The following is a 19616-nucleotide window of genomic DNA, read 5'->3' as shown; positions in this document are numbered from 1 at the left end:
ACGCTCCACCACCGACAACGCAACCAGTGCCAATCCCGGCCTCCTGCCCTCGGGGCGCCCGTGGAACGCCGCCAAACAGGATGTCCGAACACGGCCGGTGTAAAGCATCAGCCGAGACACGGCTGTCAAGCATCACCCGAGACAGGGCACCTGTTGTCCCGGCCGCGTGCCTACCTCCCCTTTATCGGGTCTAGGGACAAAGGTGACCTTCACCCGAGAACGGTTCCGGGGTGAGGCGCAACAAAGTCCCTAGACCCGATAAAGGTGCGGGACGGCGGTCGTATGCTCGGCGCATGCTCGAGCAGAAGCGCATCCTCGCCACCAGCATTCCCGGCCCCAAGAGCCAGGCTCTCCAGCAGCGCAAGCTGGCCGCCGTGTCAGCAGGGGTCGGCACCGGTCTGCCGGTCTACATCGAGCAGGCGGCGGGCGGGATCCTGCGCGACGTCGACGGCAACCAGCTCATCGACTTCGGCTCGGGCATCGCCGTCACGACGGTCGGCAACGGCAACCAGCGCATCATCGACGCGGTGACGGCACAGATCAACGACTTCACCCACACCTGCTTCATGGTCACGCCCTACGAGGAGTACCTCGAGGTAGCCGAGGTGCTCGCGGAGGTCACGCCCGGAACGCACGAGAAGCGTTCCGCGCTCTTCAACTCCGGCTCCGAGGCCGTCGAGAACGCCGTCAAGGTGGCCCGCCACTTCACAGGGCGGCAGGGCGTCGTCGCGTTCGACCACGCGTACCACGGGCGCACCAACCTCACGATGGGGCTGACCGCCAAGAACATGCCCTACAAGCACCGGTTCGGGCCGTTCGCGAGCGAGATCTACCGCGTGCCGATGGCCTACCCCTACCGCTGGCCGACCGGTCCCGAGGCCTGCGCCGACGAGGCGTTCGCCGAGTTCGTCGACCTCGTGCACGCCCAGGTCGGAGAGGACAACACGGCGGCCGTCATCCTCGAGCCGATCCAGGGCGAGGGCGGGTTCATCGTGCCGGCGCCGGGCTTCATGAAGAAGGTCTCGGACTGGTGCACGGAGCAGGGGATCCTGTTCATCGCCGACGAGGTGCAGACCGGGTTCTGCCGCACCGGTGACTGGTTCGCCTCCGATCACGAGGAGGTCGTCCCCGACCTGATCACCACGGCCAAGGGCATTGCGGGAGGTATGCCGCTCGCTGCCCTCACCGGCCGCGCCGACGTCATGGACGCGATCCACGTGGGCGGTCTCGGCGGCACCTATGGTGGCAACCCCGTCGCGTGCGCCAGTGCGCTCGCCGCGATCCAGACGATGAAGGACGACGACCTGCGTGGTCGCGCCAGGGCCGTCGAGGCGTTGTTCCGCCCGAGGCTCGAGGGGCTCGCCGACAAGTACGGCGTGATCGGCGACATCCGCGGTCGTGGGGCGATGCTTGCCGTCGAGCTGGTCAGCGACCTCGAGCACAAGACTCCCGACCCGGAGCTGACCGGCCGGATCAACAAGGCCTGCCATGCGGCTGGCCTGGTGACGCTGACCTGCGGCACGTTCGGCAACGTGTTCCGGTTCCTGCCGCCGCTGTCCGCGGGCGACGACCTGCTGGCCGAGGGGCTCGACATCTTCGAGGACGCGTTCGCCCAGTCCGTCTGACGAGCCCTCTGCCAGGTCAGCGTTCACCTGGCCGCTGACTGTTTACCTGGCCGACGCGTGTCGGTTACCGGTCGGACCACGTTCGCCTGTTAGAAAAGGTGAGACCCGGCCAAGTATGAGTTGGCCGGGTCTCGTGTCCCCCGAGGGGGACTGGCCTCCCGAGGGAGGTTGGATGATCTTGACCCATCTCCGCGCCGCCCGCAAGAGAATGCGCAGAATTGGTATGCCGCGCCTCCGGGGCCCTGCGCGCCTACCCCACGGGCTGGAAGTAGTGCTTCTCCATCCAGTGGCCGACCTTGCGACCCGTGTTCGCTCCCACCACGTCCGCGGTGCGGAAGTGGATGCCGCCCCAGACTCGCGCGTCGATGATCTCCTTCATGGCCAGCGACAGCCGACCGAAGTCCCGGGTCTCGCCCGGGTAGCGGCTCGACGTCACGTGGATGGCCACCTTGTCCGTGCCGAAGAACGTCCGGACGGCGTCGAGGGTGGCGCCGCTGACGCAGCCGTGGCCCGAGGGGTGCTCGGGGAAGGGCGGGTTGACCAGCGGGGGCGTGGTCGCGGTGGCAGGGTCGAAGAGCGGACGCCAGTTGGGGTCGGCCAGCGTATTCGGGTTGTCGTCCGTGCCGGCCTCTCGGATTGCTGCCACTGGCCGCCAGAAGTTCCAGTGGTACTTGGCGTCCCAGCAGGCGATCGCACCGTCTGCCCCGGCCAGGCTCATGGTGGCGATCAGCCGAGCCCCTTCGGCGGCACTGAGGCCGTGGCGGGTGATGAGGTCACGTGCCATGCCGTGCCACAGGGGTGCCGGAGCGGTCTGCCAGAAGATGGCTGCCTTCGTCTGGTCCGCGGTACGCCGGTTGCTGGTGAGCGAGCCGAGCTCCTTGACCTCGTTGAAGTCCTTCGTGTACTCGGCGCTCCTCAAGTCGTTCGGACCGGAGGAGCGGAACTGGTCGGGGCTTCTCATGAGGAACGGCCGCAGCCGCCCCACCCACGGGTCAGGGTCGAGGGCGGTCGCAGGTGAGGGTCGCCAGTCGCCCGGCTCGGTCCCGAGGTTGAACGTGAAGGGCGTCATGAAGCCGTCACCCCTTCGGGAGTCGACCATGGCCGCGGCGGCAGCCTTGCCGGCGCGAACGCCCTCGTCCTCGCCGGCTCCGTCCGGCACGGCCGCCAGGCTTGTCGTCAGGGCCGTGTCGAGCGCTGCCCACTGGGCCTGCGGCACGATCGCGACCAGGACGTCGTGCGCGGCGGTCGCGATCGCGGCGTCGGTCGAGGCCCACGGCTTGATGTCCAGGGCCGCGACGTCGAGCAGGTAGGGCTGGTGGCTCCGGTCGATGGCGTTCACCGCGTCGTAGACGGCGCCGGCGACCATGGCGATACCTCGGGTCTGACCGTGGGCCGAGGGTCGCAGTGGGGTGGTGAGGCCTTGCGCGGTGATGTTCCACTGCAGCAGGACGCCCGGGCCGGTCGGGGCGGCCGCCGGATCGGCAGTGGCAGGGGTTCCGGACATCGCCGCGACCGCAGTGCCCAGGGCGGCGGTGAGGGCGAGGCCGGCACTGCGGTGCCAACGATGAAGCGGTCGGAGACCGCGTGGTGGTGTCTGGTGGACCGTCCCTGCGCCAGTCCGTGAGTGTGCTCTCATGGCGGGTCCCTTCGACAGGGGCCCAAGGGAGGCACGTGCGGGGTGCCGACGTCCCAGTCAGGCCCAGCTCACCATCGTCGCAGCAGCGTGCGCACCCCGGATCGGTCGAAGTGCGCACCCCGGATCGGTCGAAGTGCGTATCGGCCGGAGTCTCAGCGGGGTGGCATCCTGAGCGCGCCATCGAGGCGGATGACCTCGCCGTTGAGCATGCCGTTGTCGACGATGTGCGCGACGAGGTTGGCGTACTCGTCCGGGTTGCCCAGTCGTGAGGGGTGCGGCACCTGGGCCTCGAGGACAGCCGTCGCCTCGGGCGGCAGCCCGGCGAGCATGGGGGTCATGAACGTCCCCGGGGCGACAGTCATCACGCGAATTCCCTTGTCCGCCAAGTCGCGAGCGGCACTCAGGGTGAGGCCGACGACGCCACCCTTGCTCGCGGCATACGCGGCCTGGCCGATCTGTCCGTCGTAGGCGGCGATCGAAGCGGTCATGACGATGACCCCGCGGTCGGCGTCGACGGGCTCGTTCTCGAGCATCGCCGCGGCGGTGAGGCGCAGCACGTTGAAGGTGCCGATCAGGTTGATGTTGATGACGTTGGCGAACTGCTCGAGCGACAACGGCCCGCGCTTGCCGACCACGCGACCGGGCGTGCCGACCCCTGCGCAGTTGACGACGATCCGCAGCGTCCCGAGCTCACGCGCCACGTCGATCGCGGTCTGGACCTGCGCCTCGTCGCGGACGTCGGTCGCCACGAATCGCGCACGCTCGCCGAGCTCCTGCGCCAGCGCCTCGCCGGGGGAGGACGGCAGGTCGAGGATGACCACGGCGGCACCGTCGGCGTGCAGGCGGCGGACGGTGGCACCGCCCAGACCGCTGGCTCCGCCGGTGACGAGGGCGACGGTGGAATCGGTGATCTGCATGGTGTCAGTCTCTCTTGGAGGAGCGCTGGGAGGAGTTCTTGAGGAGCTGGCGGCTGATGACGAGCCGCTGGATCTGGTTGGTGCCCTCGAAGATCTGGGTCACCTTGGCCTCACGCATATAGCGCTCGAGCGGGAAGTCCTGGGTGTAGCCCGCGCCGCCGAGCACCTGCACGGCGTCGGTCGTGACGCGCATGGCGTTGTCGGTGCAGACCAGCTTGGCCACGGCCGCCTCCTTGGTGAACGGCCGGCCGGCGTCGTGCAGCCGGGCGGCGTGGAGGTAGGCCGCGCGGGCCGACGTCACGCCGGCCTCCATGTCGGCGAGGAGGAACGCGAGTCCCTGGTTGTCGCCGATCGGTCGCCCGAACTGCTCGCGCTCCTTCGCGTAGGCGACGGCCTGGTCGAGCGCTGTCTGAGCCAAACCCGTTGCGGCAGCGGCGATTCCGAGACGCCCGGAGTCGAGGGCTGAGAGGGCGATGGTCATGCCCTGGCCGGCTCCACCCACCAGGCGGTCCGCGGACACCTCGACCCCTTCGAAGTGCACCTCGCTCACGGTGTCGCAGTGCAGGCCCATCTTCTTCTCCGGCGCACCGAAGGCGATGCCCTGCGCGTCACCCGGCACGACGAAGCAGGACAGGCCGCGGGCGCCGTCGTCCGACGTGCGGACGAAGCTCGTGTAGAAGTCCGCGTGCCCAGCGTGCGAGATCCAGGCCTTCGTGCCCTTCAGCTGGTATGCCGTGGGGTCGGCTTCGTCGTCCGCGGTCGCCCGGGCGGACATCGAGGCGACGTCCGAACCGGCGCTGCGCTCGGAGAGGCAGTAGGCGCCGAGCTGGTCGCCCGAGAGCATCGCCGGCAGCAGGGCCTCCTGCTGGGCCCTCGTGCCGAACTGGGCGACGGGGTAGCAGGTGAGGGAGTGGACCGAGACTCCGACCGCGACGCTCATCCAGGCGGAGGCGATCTCCTCGACGACCTGGAGGTAGACCTCGTAGGGCTGGCCGCCTCCGCCGAACTCCTCGGCGTAGGGCAACGAGAGCAGCCCGGCGCGGCCGAGGGTGCGGAAGGCGTCGCGGGGCAGGGCCGGTGTGGTCGCGGCGGCGCGCTCGGCCTCGTCGACCTGGGGACGGAGCTCCTTGTCGCAGATTTCGCGGGTGAGCTCGATGAGGTCGTAGCCCTCCTCGGAGGGCATGAGGCGGTTCGCAGGCATGTGCCAAGGGTAGTAGTAGGACGTCCTAGTACTTGAATCGCGCAGGTCAGTCCCCCAATGCCCGTCTCCTCCAGGCTCCCTTAGCAGAGGTTCGCTCGCTCAGCAGACGTTGCAACCTCTGCTGAGCGAGCCAAGATCTGCTAGCAGACGTTAGGGCGTCAGGCGGGGTCGAGGCGTCAGGTGGGGTCGACCCGGGTGAGCTTCGGGCGCTTGGCCTGGACGGAATCCCCGCTGGACTGGCCCTTGAGCCGACGCTGCACCCACGGCGCCAGGTGGGTCCGGGCCCAGTCGGCGTTGGCCGCCGCAGCCTCGCGGCGGGCGAGGGGCGGTGCCGGGGGCAGGGGGGTGGACCAGTCCGCCCGGTCGGTGTCGTGGCCGAGCGCCGACAGGGCGTTGAGCGCCACGCGCCGGTGCCCCTCGGTCGTCATGTGGATCCGGTCCTCGGACCACAGCCGGAAGTCCTGCAGCGCCGTCATCCCCCACTGGTTGATGACGTAGGCGCCGTGCTGCTGGGCGATGCTGAACAGGTTGGCCGAGTGGATCGCGTGGCGTCCTCTCAGGTGGCGCAGCACCGGCGCGCCCACTGGGTCGGTCGGCGTCGCCAGCAGCACGTCGGCCCCGGCCTCGCGCAGCCGCACGACCGCTGCCTCGAGCCGGGCGGCGATCGCGTCGAGGTCGGCCTTGGGCCGGAGGATGTCGTTGCCACCCCCGACCATCGAGACCAGGTCGGGACCGAGGGCGATCGCGGCCTCGAGCTGTGGACCGATGACGTCGGCGAGCAGCCGCCCACGCACCGCGAGGTTGGCATAGGCGAACTCGCCCCCCGCCTGGTGCGCGATGACGGCGAGATGCTGGGCCAACCGGTCGGCCCAGCCGACGAAGGCGTTCTCCCGCTCGGGGTCTGGGTCCGACATGCCCTCCGTGAACGAGTCGCCGATCGCGACGTAGCGGTGCCAGACCTTGCCGCTCTCGGGGAGATGGGTCAGGTTGTCCCCCGTGGCGTCAGGGGTCATGGGGTCGCTCACGGAAGCCTCCAGTCGATGGGTGCAGCGCCCTGCTGGGCGAGAAGTTCGTTGGTGCGGCTGAACGGCCTGCTGCCGAAGAAGCCGGAGTGTGCCGACAGCGGCGAGGGGTGGGCGCTCTCGATGGCGGGTGTGCCGCCGAGGTGTGGCACGAGGTTCCTCGCGTCTCTCCCCCACAGGATGGCGACCAACGGGCCACCGCGGCTCACCAGCGCCGAGATCGCTTGTGCGGTCACGGTTTCCCAGCCCTTGCCGCGGTGGCTGGCGGGTGTGCCGGGTCGCACGGTCAGCACCCTGTTGAGGAGCAGGACTCCTTGGTCGGCCCAGGGCGACAGGTCGCCGGTCGACGGTCGGGGGAGCCCGAGGTCGGTCTGCAGCTCCTGGAAGATGTTCACCAGGCTGCGGGGGACCGGCTGCACGTCCGGCGCGACCGAGAACGACAGGCCCACCGCGTGCCCGGGTGTGGGGTAGGGGTCCTGGCCGACGATGAGCACCCGCACCTCGTCGAGTGGCCGCTCGAACGCCCGCAGCACGTGCATCCCGGCCGGCAGGTAGCCCCGCCCGGCCGCGACCTCCCCGCGCAGGAACTCACCGAGCGAGGTCACCGCCCCGGCCACGGGCTCCAGCGCGACCGCCCACGAGGGGTGGACGAGCTCGGTGAGGGCGGCCGGCGGCATACCCAGAAACTAAACCCCTGTCAGCGGAAGATCGCGGCCAGGTCGTCCAGCCGCGTCGGCACCAGCCGGAACCACGCCCAGGTCCCCCTGCGCTCGCGGGTGACCAGACCCGCTTCGGTGAGCACCTTGAGGTGGTGGCTCACCGTCGGCTGGCTGAGCCCGACGGCGGGGGTGAGGTCGCAGACACAGGCCTCCTGCCCCTTCGACGAGCGGATCAGGGACAGCAGCTGGAGGCGCACCGGGTCGGCCACCGCCTTGAGCAGGTATGCCGTGGCCTCCGCCTGCTCGCGCCCCATCGCCTCGTCCGTGGTGAGCGTGCCGCAGCACGCGACAGTGCCCGCCGTGGCATCGCTGGCCGTCGCGTCGGAAGGGGCGAGCGCGCTGGGGACGGTGAGGGTGATGAGCGTGGGGCCGGGCACGGGATCTCCTAGAAATAGACCTACATCGATATTGACAAACATCGATGTAGTCGATTCACTTCCTGCATAGACAATAGTCGATGAATCAAGGAGTCCGCTCATGTCCCGTGTCCAGCTCGCCCTCAACGTCGCCGACCTCGAGAAGTCGGTCGAGTTCTACGCCACCCTGTTCGGCACCCAGCCGCACAAGCGCCGCCCGGGTTACGCCAACTTCGCCATCGCCGAGCCGCCGCTCAAGCTGGTGTTGATCGAGGTCCCGGCCGACCAGCGTGGCGAGGGGACCGCACAGGCTCTCAACCACCTCGGGATCGAGGTGGACAGCAGCGCCGACGTCGAGGCGGGGGCCACGCGGTTGCGCGAAGCTGGCCTGGCCGCCTTCGACGAGCGGGACACGACCTGCTGCTACGCCTTGCAGGACAAGGTGTGGGTGCACGACCCGGCCGGTGCCCCCTGGGAGGTCTACACCGTGAAGGACGACAATCCGGTCGACGGACGACCGGCCACGGCGAGCCTTCCGGTCGTGGCGGGCCTGAACGACGGCGCGTGTTGCACGCCGGCCGCGGGCACGGTGCTGCAGGAGGCGTGTTGCTGAACCACCCCCTGCGCGCCCGACTGACCGCCGAGCTGGTCGGGACCGCCGGGCTCCTCGCCGCGGTCGTCGGGTCGGGCGTGATGGCCCAGCGGCTGAGCGACGACGGCGCCGTCCAGCTGCTCGTCAACGCGCTCGCCACGGTGGCGGTGCTCGGCGTGCTCATCAGCTCGTTCGGACCGGTCAGCGGCGCCCACTTCAACCCCGCGGTGACGCTGGCGCAGGCCATTCGAGGCCAACACCGCTGGCGCGACGTCGCGCCCTACCTGGCCGTCCAGGTGGTGGGTGGCGTCGTGGGCACGGCCTTGGCCAACCTCATGTTCGGGCTGCCCGTTCTGCACCTGTCCCGCCACGAGCGAGGCGGCGCCGGTCAGTTGCTCGGCGAGGTCGTCGCCACCACGGGGCTCGTCCTCGCCATCGGGCTGACTCGTGGCGGGAACCGAGCCGCGGTTGTCGTGCCGGCATGGATCTTCGGCGCCTACTTCCTGACCTCCTCGACGTCGTTCGCCAACCCGGCCGTCACGGTGGCGCGCGCCTTCTCGGACACCTTCGCGGGCATCGCGCCGGCATCTGTCCCCGCCTTCGTCGCCGCCCAGCTCGTCGGCGTCGGAGCCGGCCTCGCCCTGCTCCACGCGGTTCAGACGCGCATCGTCCAAGTCCCCACTCGTGAAAGCGAATCCGTATGAGCGACAAGCCCTCCGTCCTGTTCGTCTGTGTCCACAACGCGGGGCGCTCGCAGATGGCCGCGGCCTACGTGGCGCATTTGGGGGGTGGCGCCGTCGAGGTGCGTTCGGCCGGGAGCCAGCCAGCCGATCAGGTGAACCCCGCCGCCGTCGCCGCCATGGCGGAGGAGGGCATCGACATCGCAGCGCAGACGCCCAAGGTGCTGACCACCGAAGCCGTCCAGCAGTCCGACGTGGTGGTCACCATGGGGTGCGGCGACACCTGCCCCTACTTCCCGGGCAAGCGCTACGAGGACTGGGTTCTGGACGACCCGGCCGGGCAGGGTGTCGACGCCGTACGCCCGATCCGCGACGAGATCCGGGGACGGGTGGAGGCGCTGCTGCGCGAGCTGGGCGTCGAACCCGTCACCAGCGGGCCGTAGCCTCGAGCCCGTGACTCCCCGCTGGCCCGTCGTCCTGTTCGACTTCGATGGCACCCTCGCCGACACCATCCCCCTGATCGTCGCGTCCTACCACCACGCGCTCGGGTCGGTCCTCGGCGAGGAGGCCGCCGAGGACGAGGTCCGGTCGTGGATCGGCCGCCCCCTCCAGCCGGTGCTCGAGGAGCGTTACCCCGGTCGCGGCGCCGAGCTCACCGATGTCTACCGCGAGTGGAACCTCGCCAACCACGACGAGCTGATCCGCACCGTCGACGGCGTCCCCGAGCTCCTCGACGACCTGCATGCCGCCGGCGCCCGCACCGGCGTCGTCTCCTCCAAGAAGGGCGACACGGTGCGCCTCGGCCTGCGCGCCGTGGGTCTGGCCGATCGCATCGATGTCCTTGCAGGACAAGAGGAGACCGAGCTCCACAAACCACACCCCGCACCCCTCCTGTATGCCGCGGCGCAGCTCGGCGTCGCCCCGCGCGACTGCGTCTACGTCGGCGACGCGACAGTGGACGTCGAGGCTGCCCGGGCCGCGGGGATGGGTGCGGTGGCGGTCACCTGGGGCGCGGGCCTGGAGCCCGCGCTCGCCGCGAGCCGACCCGATGCGATCGTCGCTGATGTCGTCGCGCTGAGGGCGGTCCTTTTCGCCCCTGCCGCCACGTGAGCGGCGCGGCCTAGACTCGCCGCGTGCACGGCTACAGCGACCAGAACCTCGAGGCCCTCGGCGACGCGATCCTCGCCTACTCCGCCGACCGACTGAAGCTCGACCCGGTGCCGCTCGACGGGCCACGGACGCTGGCCGAGCTCGACGCCCTGGCGGGTGCCACCATCACCGCCGACGGCATCGGTGGCATCGAGGCGCTCAAGCTCTTCGAGGAGGACCTGGCGCCGGCCTGCATCTCCACCGACCACCCGCGGTACCTCTCGTTCATCCCCTGCGCGCCGACCGAGGCCGCCGCGATGTTCGACCTCGTCGTCGGGGCGTCGTCGATCTACGGGGGGTCGTGGCTCGAGGGCGCGGGGGCGGTCTACGCCGAGAACCAGGCGCTGCGCTGGATCGCCGACCTGGCGGGACTCCCGCCGGAGGCGGGTGGTGTCTTCGTCCCGGGCGGGACGATCGGCAACCTGTCCGCGCTGGTCGCCGCGCGGCATACCGCTCGCACCAACGCTGCCCTGGAGGGCAGGACCGGGGGCGGCGCGCGACCCTTCCGCGTCGCCGCGACGCACGGTGCGCACTCCTCGATCCAGTCTGCCTGCGACGTCATGGACGCCGAGTTCGTGGGGGTCGACGTCGACGACATGGGGAGGCTGACCGGCCCGGCCCTGCGCGACGTGCTGCTCGCGAACGGTCCGGACACGTTCTTCGCCGTGGTCGCGACCAGTGGCACGACCAACTTCGGCATCGTCGACGACCTCGCCTCGGTCTCCGAGGTCTGCCGCGAGTTCGGGATCTGGTTCCACGTCGACGGCGCCTACGGCGGCGCCGGGCTGGCCGCTCCGTCAGTGCGCCACCGGTACGCCGGCATCGAGCACTGCGACTCGTTCATCGTCGACCCGCACAAGTGGCTCTTCGCGCCGTTCGACTGCTGCGCGCTGCTCTACCGCGAGCCGGCCCTGGCGCGTGCGGCGCACACCCAGCACGCGTCCTACCTCGACGTTCTGAACGACGCGCCCGACTGGAACCCCACCGACTACTCGGTCGGGCTGACCCGCAGGGCCCGCGGCCTGCCGTTCTGGTTCTCGCTGGCGACCCACGGCACGGATGCCTACCGCGAGGCCGTGGAGCGCACGCTCGAGGTCACGCAGTTCGCGGCCGAGGAGATCGGCCGGCGCGACTACGTCGAGGTCGCCCGCGAGCCGGACCTGTCGGTCGTGGTGTTCCGGCGGATCGGCTGGTCGGCGGCGCAGTACCAGGAGTGGTCGGACCGACTGCTGGCGGACCAGTTCGCCTTCGTCGTGCCGACCTCGCACGCCGGCGAGACGCTGACCCGGTTCGCGATCGTCAACCCGCGCACCTCCGAGGACGACATCGTCGCCATCCTCGACACGATGGCCTGAGGCGCCAGCGCCCTCGTGAGGCGAGTGGGACGGGTGTGACCAGACCCTCCACAACTGGGCCGATCGGACTACCCGAGTGGAATGACAACCGTGTGATTCGCTCCGTATAGTTGCCCTGCACGCACACACGGCACGTCTGCGAACACCACGAAGGACTGAGTCGAGAGTTGAACGCCGCACACGAGCAGGATCACGTCAGCGCCCCCACGGAGCTGAGTGACCGCGACCGCGAGATCATCGCCTTCGAACGCCAGTGGTGGAAGTACGCCGGCGCCAAGGAGCAGGCGATCCGCGAGCTGTTCGACATGAGTGCCACCCGCTACTACCAGGTGCTCAACGCCCTGATCGACTCCCAGGCCGCCCTCGAGGCCGACCCGATGCTCATCAAGCGACTGCGCCGGTTGCGCGCGTCGCGCCAGCGGGCCCGCAGCGCCCGGCGGTTGGGCATCCAGCTCTGACCGAGCCCCCCAGTTCACCAACGCCCGTGCAGAAGCGACTGTACGGGCGTTGTTGCGTCCCGGGTCGCCTGCGCGTGCTTGACTGCCCTCGTGGGCGAAGTGCGAACCCGGCTGGCTGGTCCCGACGACGCGCTCGTCGTGGCGGCCCTCACGCTGCAGTGCGCCCGCCACCGTGGTGGTCAGGGTGAGCCGGGTTTCCTCGACCGCTACGCGCGGGCCTGGCTGGCCACCGGCAACGCCCACCCGGTCTGGATAGCCGAGGCCGGGGACGAGCACGCGGGATACCTCCAGGCGGCCGTCGTGGAGCCGCTGCCGTGGCCGGGACGCCCCTTCGGCGCGGGAGCCGACCTCGTGGTCGACACCTTCTTCGTCCGGCCCGAGCACCGGGGCATCGGCGCCGGCGAGGTGCTCCTGCGAGCCGCCGTGCAGTGGGCTCGCGACGCCGGGTTCCGACAGGTCCTGATCTCGGCGGGGATCCACACCACGGCGATGGTCGAGCGGGTGGGGTTCGTGGCCGACGCCCGGGCCCACCGACTGGAGCTCTGAGGGTAGCCATGGGCGGCGCGCTGCGGATCGGGTCGGTCGTCGTCAACGTCAGCGACGTGCCCAGGGCGATGGCCTTCTGGGCAGCGGTGCTCGACTACGAACCGCGCTACGACCCCGAGCCGGACTGGGTCATCCTCCAGCCACGCGACGGCGTGGGACCCAACCTCTCGCTCAACCTCGGCGAGTCCAGACCGGCGGCCTTCCCGCACGTCCACCTCGACCTCTATGCCCCCGACCAGGCTCGCGAGGTGGAGCGGCTCGTCGGACTCGGCGCTCGCCGCGTCGAGGACTGGCCCTATCCCGAGGAGGAGCACGACTTCGTCGTCCTCGAGGACCCCGACGGCAACAGGTTCTGCGTCATCGACGCGAGACCAGAGTGATGCTCCCGGGTCCCGGCAACTCGCTCACCGACGTCGCGGGGATTCGCGTCGGGCACGCCACCCGCCGTGAGGCCGGCTGGCTCACCGGCGCCACGGTCGTCCTCGCCCCGGACGCAGGGGCGGTGGCCGGGGTCGACGTCCGGGGTGGTGCACCGGGCACGCGCGAGACCGACCTGCTCGACCCCCGGAACCTCGTCGACCGCGTCAACGCCGTGGTGCTGTCCGGCGGGAGCGCCTTCGGCCTGGCGGCCGCCGACGGGGTGGTCCAGAGCCTGTATGCCGCGGGGCTGGGGTGGCCGATGGGCGACCCCGGCGAGGTGGTCCCGATCGTGCCGGCCGCCGTGCTGTTCGACCTGGGTCGTGGCGGCGAGTTCAGCCACGCCCCGACCGCCCTCGACGGTGCTGACGCCATGGCAGTGGCCTCGGCAGGTCCCGTGCTGCAGGGCTGCGTCGGTGCCGGCACCGGGGCGAGGTCGGGCGGCCTCAAGGGTGCGGTGGGATCGGCGAGCGCAGTCCTCGAGGACGGCACGACGGTCGCGGCCCTCGTCGTCGTCAACTCGTTCGGCGCCCCGTACGACGAGCTGACGGGTGAGCTGCTCGCCCGCCGCCACGGTCTCGGCGACGAGTTCGCGGAGGTCGCCCTGCCGGCCGCCCACGAACTGGCAGCCGCCCGCGAACGTGCGGCCGCGGCATACCCAGAGGAGCCGTTGCGTCCCGGGATGGCGACGGTGATCGGCGTCATCGCCACCGACGCCACGCTCACCAAGGCGCAGTGCCAGAAGGTCAGCGGGCTCGGTCACGACGGACTCGCCCGCGCGCTCAACCCGGTGCACACGCTGCTCGACGGCGACACGTTGTTCACCCTCGCCACCTGCGAGCGGCCGGCCCCGGACCTGCCTGCGCTGCACGCGCTGATGGTGGCCGCCGGGGAGTGCGTGACCCGTGCGGTCGGCCACGCGGTCCTGGCCGCCGAGTCGGTCGCCAACGGGACGGTCGACCTCCGGTCCTACCGCGATGCCTTCCCGTCGGCTGTCAGGATGGGTTGATGGAACCCGACTGGAGCACACCCGAGGGACTCGCCGCGATCAAGGACGCGTTGGCCGCCACCATCGACGGTTGGGAGCCGCCGGTCGCGTATGCCGTGGGCATCAGCTCCGCGTCGTCGTCGCCAGAGCTGGAGTTCCCCCACGTCAACGCCCCTGGCGGGAGGCACGCCCTGCCCGCCGTCGTCCTGGCCAAGCTGCTCGGGCACGCCAACGGGTCGCAGACCTACGAGCTGTCCCGTCCGCAGCTCGAGGCGGCCGTGCAGACGCTGCGCCCCGCCGAGGCCTGCACCACGCTCGAGCATCCCAACCTCGCCGCCTGGCGGACCGTCCTCGCCGACCTCGACGCCAACCCGGCCCGCACTGCCCACGCGGTCTTCGTGGGACACCTCGACGACCCGGTCGAGTCGGAGGCCGACGCCACCCTGCGCACCCTGCTCTGACCGGGGAGCTCTGCGACTCGCGCCGATCGGCGCCACGTGGGGCAGGGAGCGACCGGGGGCTAGACCTCGACGTCCATGGAGTCGAAGGCGAGCTCGACCGTCTCGACGACCACGTCGGTGGACGCGGCATCCAGCGGGCTCAGCCGGTAGACGGCCGGGAAGGCGTTGCGGAACTTCCAGGTCAGGACGAGCTGACCGGTCCCGTCGAGCAGCTTGACGACGACGTTGCGGTCCACCGTGGGATCGCCGTTGCGGGCGGCCTCCCACCAGTTCCAGAGGTCGAGGTTGGCGGTCAGGCCACGGCTGAGCACCAGGTGCGAGTAGCTCGCCAGTCCGGGCTGCTTGCGCGGTTCGTTGGCCTTGTCGTTCCCCGACCGGTAGGCGATCTCGTCCAAGAGGGCCACCGGGAGGTCGACGTGGGAGAAGGACGCGTCGTCCGCGCCGGCGAAGTCGACGATGAAGTTCGAGCCCTCGAACGGGTCGGGGTGCGCAGCCATGAGCCGAGCGTCCCACCCGGGACCCCCACGCGGAACCCCAGAGCCCGATGTCGCCCGAGATCCCAGCTCTCGGGCCAGCTCCGGGGAAACCCCTCGCCCGAGATCCCAGCTCTCGGGCCAGCTCCTGGTCCTGAGGCCCGAGAGCTGGGATCTCGGAGACACGGGTCACCCCACGAGGTCGTGAAGAATGCGCATGAGCTCGCCGCGGCGGTGCGGGTCGGAGAGGTCTGCTGCGGTGATCCGGATGACCTTCCAGCCCATGCCCTCGAGGAGGCGCACCCGCTGGACGTCGTTCTGCCACTGTCGGCGGTCAGTCCGGTGTTGGTCGCCCTCGTACTCGACGATGACGCGAGCCTCCCGCCACAGGAAGTCCACCCGTGCGAGGAACTGGCCGTCCTCGGCATACACAGTGGCGTTCAGCTCTGGCTCAGGCAGGCCCGCCCGGCCGAAGGCGAGCCGGGCTCTCGTCTCCATCGGCGATCCGCTGCCGCTCCGGATGAGCGCGGCGGCGGCACGCGCCTTGCGTTGCCCCCTGGCTCTCGTGCCCTCCCCAGCGCGGACGAAGGCGGCCAGCAGGTCGGGATCACGCGTCGCGAATGCGTCTCCGGCGATGACGAGGTCCTCGACGGAGAGGCCGGGCAGCGGTGCGAGGTCGGCCCAGGTGGGGACCGGCGATGTGACCCTCAGCCCTCGGAGGACCTCCAGCGCGCGTCGCTCCAGGCCTCGATGGCCACGGACACCCGTCCGTCGCAGTGGCGTGCCCGGGGTGAGGACGTCGACCGGCTCCGTCAGGGCCCACGGGGTCGGCAGCGGGAGGCGCCAGAGCCGGGCGGCAGTCAGGTGGGAGAAGGCCGACCCGTTCGGGAGGATCAGCGACAGGTCGCGGACCCGGTCCTCGATGCTGCCCGCGGGTCGGCTGCTGCGCAGACCCCAGGACGGTCGCGCCAGGTCGCGCGCGTCGAGTCGGGACTGTGTGACCTGCTCCTGGCGTGCTTCGGCCACGGTGAACGCCCGATCGCGGAGCGCCGGGCAGTGGAGTCAACGGTCGAGGCACCCCGTGAGAGTGGCAAATCCGCGGCCCGCGACTCCGAGTTCTCCACAGGCGGCCGCGCGCGTCCGCCGAGATCCCAGCTCTCGCCCTACGGCAGGGTCCTGAAGCCCGAGAGCTGGGATCTCGGGGCAGTCCGGGAGCGGCGGCCTTAGCGGCCTAACGCCGCGAGCACCGACCCGTTTGCACTCTCCCCCTGAGAGTGCCAATAATGGCGTTAGCACTCTCACCATGAGAGTGACAATCCAGGCCAGTCAGGGCGAGGTCCGGGGACCGCGGCGACGTGAGCCGCGCAAGCCGGTCCGTCCGTCGCGGGCGCCCGCTGGCCATCGTTTACGTTTCGCGTGGGAGGAACCACCCGAATGGCCAAGATCATCGCTTTCGATGAAGAGGCTCGCCGCGGTCTCGAGCGGGGAATGAACATTCTCGCCGATGCCGTCCGCGTGACCCTCGGTCCGAAGGGCCGCAACGTCGTCCTCGAGAAGAAGTGGGGAGCCCCCACGATCACCAACGATGGTGTGTCCATCGCCAAGGAGATCGAGCTGGACGACCCGTACGAGAAGATCGGCGCAGAGCTGGTCAAGGAAGTTGCCAAGAAGACGGATGACGTCGCTGGCGACGGCACGACCACGGCCACCGTTCTCGCCCAGGCCCTCGTCAAGGAGGGTCTGCGCAACGTCGCCGCAGGCGCCAACCCGATGGCCCTCAAGCGTGGCATCGAGAAGGCCGTCGAGGCCGTCTCCGCCCAGCTGCTCGAGATGGCCAAGGACGTCGAGACCAAGGAGCAGATTGCTTCGACGGCCTCGATCTCTGCTGCTGACCCCCTGATCGGCGAGATGATCGCCGAGGCCATGGACAAGGTCGGCAAGGAAGGCGTCATCACCGTCGAGGAGTCCAACACCTTCGGCCTCGAGCTCGAGCTCACCGAGGGCATGCGCTTCGACAAGGGCTACATCAGCCACTACTTCGTCACCGACACCGAGCGCATGGAAGCGGTTCTCGAGGACGCCTACGTCCTCGTGGTCAACTCCAAGATCTCCGGCATCAAGGACCTGCTGCCCCTCCTCGAGAAGGTCATGCAGTCCGGCAAGCCGCTGCTCATCATCTCGGAGGACGTGGACGGCGAGGCCCTGTCGACCCTGGTGGTCAACAAGATCCGCGGCACCTTCAAGTCGGTTGCCGTCAAGGCTCCCGGCTTCGGTGACCGTCGCAAGGCCATGCTGGCCGACATCGCCATCCTCACCGGTGGCCAGGTCATCTCCGAGGAGGTCGGCCTCAAGCTCGATACCGCGGAGCTCGACATGCTCGGCCGCGCTCGCAAGGTCGTCGTCACCAAGGACGAGACGACCATCGTCGAGGGTGCTGGCGACGCCGACCAGATCCAGGGTCGCGTCAACCAGATCCGCGCCGAGATCGACAAGTCCGACAGCGACTACGACCGCGAGAAGCTGCAGGAGCGCCTGGCCAAGCTGGCCGGCGGTGTCGCAGTCATCAAGGCCGGTGCCGCGACCGAGGTCGAGCTCAAGGAGCGCAAGCACCGCATCGAGGATGCAGTGCGCAACGCCAAGGCTGCCATCGAGGAGGGGATCGTCGCCGGTGGTGGCGTGGCCCTGCTCCAGGCGACCAAGGCCGCGTTCGAGAAGCTCGAGCTCGAGGGTGACGAGGCCACCGGTGCGAACATCGTTCGCGTCGCAGCCTCCGCTCCGCTCAAGCAGATCGCGATCAACGCCGGCCTCGAGGGTGGCGTCGTGGCAGAGAAGGTCAGCACGCTCGATGCAGGGTGGGGCCTCAACGCCGCCACCGGCGAGTACGTCGACCTCATCGCCGCGGGCATCATCGACCCGGCGAAGGTGACGCGTTCCGCGCTGCAGAACGCCGCGTCGATCGCCGCGCTGTTCCTCACCACCGAGGCCGTCATCGCCGACAAGCCCGAAAAGGCTCAGGCGATGGCCCCCGGTGGCGACGAGATGGGTGGCATGGGCTTCTGAGTCCATTGGAGCTGCTCCGACCAAGCTGACGCACTCCTTCGTCGCGCGTCAGCCGGGTCGGTCGTCACAGATCCGCCAAGGGCGGCTCACCTTCGGGTGGGCCGCCCTTCGGCTTTGTGCCCCACTGGACAGGTATGCCGTGTAGAACGGTCTCGTGCCGACTCACCTCCCCGCGGGGCCCCTGACGCTGGGGCCGCTGCTCCGCTACATCGGTGAGACATCGGCGACGGTCTGGGTCCAGACGCGAGACTCCGCCGTGGTGCGGGTGCGGGCTTTCGACCGGGAGTGGTCGGTGCCCACCTTCGGTGCGCACGATCGGCACTACGCCCTCGTCGTCGTCGACGGCCTGGAGCCCGGCACGGCCAGCGACTACGCCGTCGACATCGACGGCGAGCAGGTGTGGCCGCAGGCCGAACCGGACCATCCTGACCTCCCGGCGAGCCGGATCAGGACCCTGCTGCACAGCGAACCCACCCGGCTGGCGTTCGGGTCGTGCCGCACGACCGTCCCGCACGACGCCGAGGGCAATGCCAGCAACGGCGTGGACGCCCTGCGTGCATACGCGTACCACCTGAGCCGGCCCGAGCGGGACGAGAAGGACTGGCCCCACCTCGTCTGCTTCCTCGGCGACCAGGTGTACGCCGACGAGACCAGCGAGCAGATGCAGGAGTTCATCGCCTCGCGGCGCAGCCTCGACGAGCCGCCCGGTGAGGAGCTGAAGGACTTCGAGGAGTACTCCCACCTGTACTTCCTGGCCTGGAGCGACCCGCTGAACCGCTGGCTGCTCTCGACCCTGCCGAGCGCGATGATCTTCGACGACCACGACATCCGCGACGACTGGAACACCTCGCAGAGCTGGAAGCGCGAGATCAACCAGACGTCCTGGTGGCACCAGCGGATCGTCGGTGGGCTCGCCTCCTACTGGGTCTACCAGCACGTCGGCAACCTCTCGCCCGAAGAGCTGGCGCACGACGAGGTGTGGCAGCAGATCGTGGCCCACGCGGACGGCGGTTCGACCGGTGAGCTCGACCTGACCCGCGTGCTGGACGACCTGGCCGAACGCGTCGACAGCCAGCCCGAGACCTACCGCTGGAGCTACAGCCGAGACCTCGGGGAGTCCCGGCTCGTGGTGGTGGACTCCCGCGCGGCCCGCGTGCTGGAGCCGGAGCGGCGCTCGATCCTCGACGACGACGAGCTGGAGTGGCTGGACGGTCAGCTGCGCGGCGACGTGGACCACCTCTTCATCGGCACGTCGCTGCCGTTCTTCATCGCGCAGGGCATCCACGACCTCGAGGCGATCAACGAGGCGATGGCCACCGGGGCCTGGGGGCCGCGCGTCGCGAAGTGGGGCGAGAAGATGCGCCGCGCCGTCGACCTCGAGCACTGGGCGGCGTTCCAGGACGGCTTCGCGGCGGTGCTCGCCATGGTGGTGGAGGTCGCCAGCGGCAAGCGGGGCCGTCGGCCCGGCACGATCACGTTCCTGTCCGGTGACGTGCACAACTCCTACGTCACGCAGATCCCCGCCGGCCAGCTCCCGGCCGGCAGCAGCGCGGTCCTCCAGGCCGTCTGCTCACCGATCCGCAACCCCCTGCCCCGACAGGTCCGCATCGCCCAGGCGGTGCTGGGCAAGGGCCTCGCCCGGCCACTGGCCTTCCTGGTGAACCGCACCGACAAGGTGCCCAACGCGCCATACCGGTGGGACGTCACCGATGGTCCGTGGTTCGACAACAACCTGGCCACGCTCGAGGTGCGCGGGCGGGGACTCGTGATCCGTTGGGAGGCGGGGGAGGTCAGCGGCGACCGCTTCGACGCGCCCGATCTGCGACGAGTTGCCCGGGTTGTCGTCCACTGACTCTCGGGGTCCGCAGGGGTCCGGCTCTCAGGGTCGGCTCAGGGGCAGGTGGGGGTGGTACCTGAGGGTGGAAGCATGGGGGCAATCTCTAGCGTTGACATCGTGAAAA

General features: G+C 70.1%; 21 protein-coding genes. 13 read left to right on the top strand and 8 right to left on the bottom strand.

What is annotated here, in order from left to right; all coding sequences use genetic code 11:
• Positions 1–293 precede the first annotated feature (293 nt).
• Complete coding sequence (gabT, locus tag AC1DYG_RS14045; protein WP_477640490.1) at positions 294–1625, top strand: 4-aminobutyrate--2-oxoglutarate transaminase; 1332 nt, start codon at positions 294–296, stop codon at positions 1623–1625.
• A gap of 250 nt (positions 1626–1875) precedes the next feature.
• Here gabT and AC1DYG_RS14040 read toward each other — a convergent pair whose 3' ends face one another.
• From AC1DYG_RS14040 to AC1DYG_RS14015, 6 genes are all read right to left on the bottom strand, one after another.
• Positions 1876–3129 (bottom strand): vanadium-dependent haloperoxidase, encoded by a 1254-nt coding sequence (locus AC1DYG_RS14040; RefSeq protein ID WP_477640489.1) that lies wholly within the window; start codon positions 3127–3129, stop codon positions 1876–1878.
• Positions 3130–3413: 284 nt separating this feature from the next.
• The gene (locus tag AC1DYG_RS14035; RefSeq protein ID WP_477640488.1) at positions 3414–4178 is read right to left on the bottom strand and encodes an SDR family NAD(P)-dependent oxidoreductase; all 765 of its coding nucleotides are present in this window, start codon (positions 4176–4178) and stop codon (positions 3414–3416) included.
• A 4-nt stretch (positions 4179–4182) separates the two neighbouring features.
• Positions 4183–5379 (bottom strand): acyl-CoA dehydrogenase family protein, encoded by a 1197-nt coding sequence (locus AC1DYG_RS14030; protein WP_477640487.1) that lies wholly within the window; start codon positions 5377–5379, stop codon positions 4183–4185.
• A gap of 176 nt (positions 5380–5555) precedes the next feature.
• Positions 5556–6392 carry an SGNH/GDSL hydrolase family protein gene (locus AC1DYG_RS14025; RefSeq protein WP_477640497.1) on the bottom strand — a complete coding sequence of 279 codons (837 nt, stop codon included), beginning with the start codon at positions 6390–6392 and terminating at the stop codon, positions 5556–5558.
• 8 nt (positions 6393–6400) lie between these two features.
• Complete coding sequence (locus tag AC1DYG_RS14020) at positions 6401–7078, bottom strand: uracil-DNA glycosylase (RefSeq protein WP_477640486.1); 678 nt, start codon at positions 7076–7078, stop codon at positions 6401–6403.
• 20 nt (positions 7079–7098) lie between these two features.
• A complete protein-coding gene (locus AC1DYG_RS14015; protein WP_477640485.1) occupies positions 7099–7497 on the bottom strand; it encodes an ArsR/SmtB family transcription factor in 399 nt (132 codons plus the stop codon).
• A 100-nt stretch (positions 7498–7597) separates the two neighbouring features.
• Here AC1DYG_RS14015 and AC1DYG_RS14010 point away from each other — a divergent pair, with 100 nt between their 5' ends.
• The 10 genes from AC1DYG_RS14010 (at position 7598) to AC1DYG_RS13965 (ending at position 14122) form a co-directional block, all read left to right on the top strand.
• Positions 7598–8089 carry an ArsI/CadI family heavy metal resistance metalloenzyme gene (locus tag AC1DYG_RS14010; protein ID WP_477640484.1) on the top strand — a complete coding sequence of 164 codons (492 nt, stop codon included), beginning with the start codon at positions 7598–7600 and terminating at the stop codon, positions 8087–8089.
• Positions 8083–8772: an aquaporin gene (locus AC1DYG_RS14005; RefSeq protein ID WP_477640483.1), complete on the top strand. Its 690-nt coding sequence runs from the start codon at positions 8083–8085 to the stop codon at positions 8770–8772. The genes AC1DYG_RS14010 and AC1DYG_RS14005 overlap by 7 nt, the downstream gene beginning before the upstream one ends.
• Entirely contained in the window at positions 8769–9191 is a 423-nt protein-coding gene (locus AC1DYG_RS14000) for an arsenate reductase ArsC (RefSeq protein ID WP_477640482.1), read from the top strand. Before AC1DYG_RS14005 ends, AC1DYG_RS14000 begins: the two co-directional genes overlap by 4 nt.
• 10 nt (positions 9192–9201) lie before the next feature.
• Positions 9202–9858, top strand: coding sequence for an HAD family hydrolase (locus tag AC1DYG_RS13995; RefSeq protein ID WP_477640481.1), 657 nt, complete (start codon positions 9202–9204; stop codon positions 9856–9858).
• Between the two features lie 23 nt (positions 9859–9881).
• Positions 9882–11252, top strand: coding sequence for a pyridoxal phosphate-dependent decarboxylase family protein (locus AC1DYG_RS13990; protein WP_477640480.1), 1371 nt, complete (start codon positions 9882–9884; stop codon positions 11250–11252).
• Between the two features lie 167 nt (positions 11253–11419).
• On the top strand, positions 11420–11710 hold the full coding sequence (locus AC1DYG_RS13985; RefSeq protein WP_477640479.1) for a DUF3263 domain-containing protein: 291 nt from the start codon (positions 11420–11422) through the stop codon (positions 11708–11710).
• Positions 11711–11800: 90 nt separating this feature from the next.
• Positions 11801–12256 carry an N-acetyltransferase family protein gene (locus tag AC1DYG_RS13980; protein WP_477640478.1) on the top strand — a complete coding sequence of 152 codons (456 nt, stop codon included), beginning with the start codon at positions 11801–11803 and terminating at the stop codon, positions 12254–12256.
• 8 nt (positions 12257–12264) lie between these two features.
• Positions 12265–12636 (top strand): VOC family protein, encoded by a 372-nt coding sequence (locus tag AC1DYG_RS13975; RefSeq protein WP_477640477.1) that lies wholly within the window; start codon positions 12265–12267, stop codon positions 12634–12636.
• Positions 12636–13682, top strand: coding sequence for a P1 family peptidase (locus AC1DYG_RS13970; protein WP_477640476.1), 1047 nt, complete (start codon positions 12636–12638; stop codon positions 13680–13682). Before AC1DYG_RS13975 ends, AC1DYG_RS13970 begins: the two co-directional genes overlap by 1 nt.
• Positions 13682–14122, top strand: a complete 441-nt coding sequence (locus tag AC1DYG_RS13965; protein WP_477640475.1) for a hypothetical protein — start codon at positions 13682–13684, stop codon at positions 14120–14122. The genes AC1DYG_RS13970 and AC1DYG_RS13965 overlap by 1 nt, the downstream gene beginning before the upstream one ends.
• Before the next feature lie 59 nt (positions 14123–14181).
• Here the strand turns inward: AC1DYG_RS13965 and AC1DYG_RS13960 are convergent, their stop codons facing one another.
• Both AC1DYG_RS13960 and AC1DYG_RS13955 read right to left on the bottom strand, forming a co-directional pair.
• Positions 14182–14619, bottom strand: coding sequence for a phage tail protein (locus AC1DYG_RS13960; RefSeq protein ID WP_477640474.1), 438 nt, complete (start codon positions 14617–14619; stop codon positions 14182–14184).
• Between the two features lie 165 nt (positions 14620–14784).
• Positions 14785–15621 carry an endonuclease domain-containing protein gene (locus AC1DYG_RS13955; RefSeq protein WP_477640473.1) on the bottom strand — a complete coding sequence of 279 codons (837 nt, stop codon included), beginning with the start codon at positions 15619–15621 and terminating at the stop codon, positions 14785–14787.
• A 408-nt stretch (positions 15622–16029) separates the two neighbouring features.
• On the opposite strand from AC1DYG_RS13955, the gene groL reads away from it, so the two are divergent.
• A complete protein-coding gene (gene groL, locus AC1DYG_RS13950) occupies positions 16030–17655 on the top strand; it encodes a chaperonin GroEL (protein ID WP_477640472.1) in 1626 nt (541 codons plus the stop codon).
• 154 nt (positions 17656–17809) lie between these two features.
• Complete coding sequence (locus AC1DYG_RS13945) at positions 17810–19507, top strand: alkaline phosphatase D family protein (protein WP_477640471.1); 1698 nt, start codon at positions 17810–17812, stop codon at positions 19505–19507.
• Positions 19508–19616: the final 109 nt, after the last annotated feature.

The organism is Pedococcus sp. P1_H8 (assembly GCF_056405175.1).
This window is presented reverse-complemented; position numbering and strand designations above follow the sequence as displayed.

Coding starts and splice junctions, on each gene's coding strand:
- gabT (WP_477640490.1), top strand. CDS start 294: ATGCTCGAGCAGAAGCGCATCCTCGCCACCAGCATTCCCGGCCCCAAG.
- AC1DYG_RS14040 (WP_477640489.1), bottom strand. CDS start 3,129: ATGTCCGGAACCCCTGCCACTGCCGATCCGGCGGCCGCCCCGACCGGC.
- AC1DYG_RS14035 (WP_477640488.1), bottom strand. CDS start 4,178: ATGCAGATCACCGATTCCACCGTCGCCCTCGTCACCGGCGGAGCCAGC.
- AC1DYG_RS14030 (WP_477640487.1), bottom strand. CDS start 5,379: ATGCCTGCGAACCGCCTCATGCCCTCCGAGGAGGGCTACGACCTCATC.
- AC1DYG_RS14025 (WP_477640497.1), bottom strand. CDS start 6,392: ATGACCCCTGACGCCACGGGGGACAACCTGACCCATCTCCCCGAGAGC.
- AC1DYG_RS14020 (WP_477640486.1), bottom strand. CDS start 7,078: ATGCCGCCGGCCGCCCTCACCGAGCTCGTCCACCCCTCGTGGGCGGTC.
- AC1DYG_RS14010 (WP_477640484.1), top strand. CDS start 7,598: ATGTCCCGTGTCCAGCTCGCCCTCAACGTCGCCGACCTCGAGAAGTCG.
- AC1DYG_RS14000 (WP_477640482.1), top strand. CDS start 8,769: ATGAGCGACAAGCCCTCCGTCCTGTTCGTCTGTGTCCACAACGCGGGG.
- AC1DYG_RS13975 (WP_477640477.1), top strand. CDS start 12,265: ATGGGCGGCGCGCTGCGGATCGGGTCGGTCGTCGTCAACGTCAGCGAC.
- AC1DYG_RS13970 (WP_477640476.1), top strand. CDS start 12,636: ATGCTCCCGGGTCCCGGCAACTCGCTCACCGACGTCGCGGGGATTCGC.
- AC1DYG_RS13965 (WP_477640475.1), top strand. CDS start 13,682: ATGGAACCCGACTGGAGCACACCCGAGGGACTCGCCGCGATCAAGGAC.
- AC1DYG_RS13960 (WP_477640474.1), bottom strand. CDS start 14,619: ATGGCTGCGCACCCCGACCCGTTCGAGGGCTCGAACTTCATCGTCGAC.
- groL (WP_477640472.1), top strand. CDS start 16,030: ATGGCCAAGATCATCGCTTTCGATGAAGAGGCTCGCCGCGGTCTCGAG.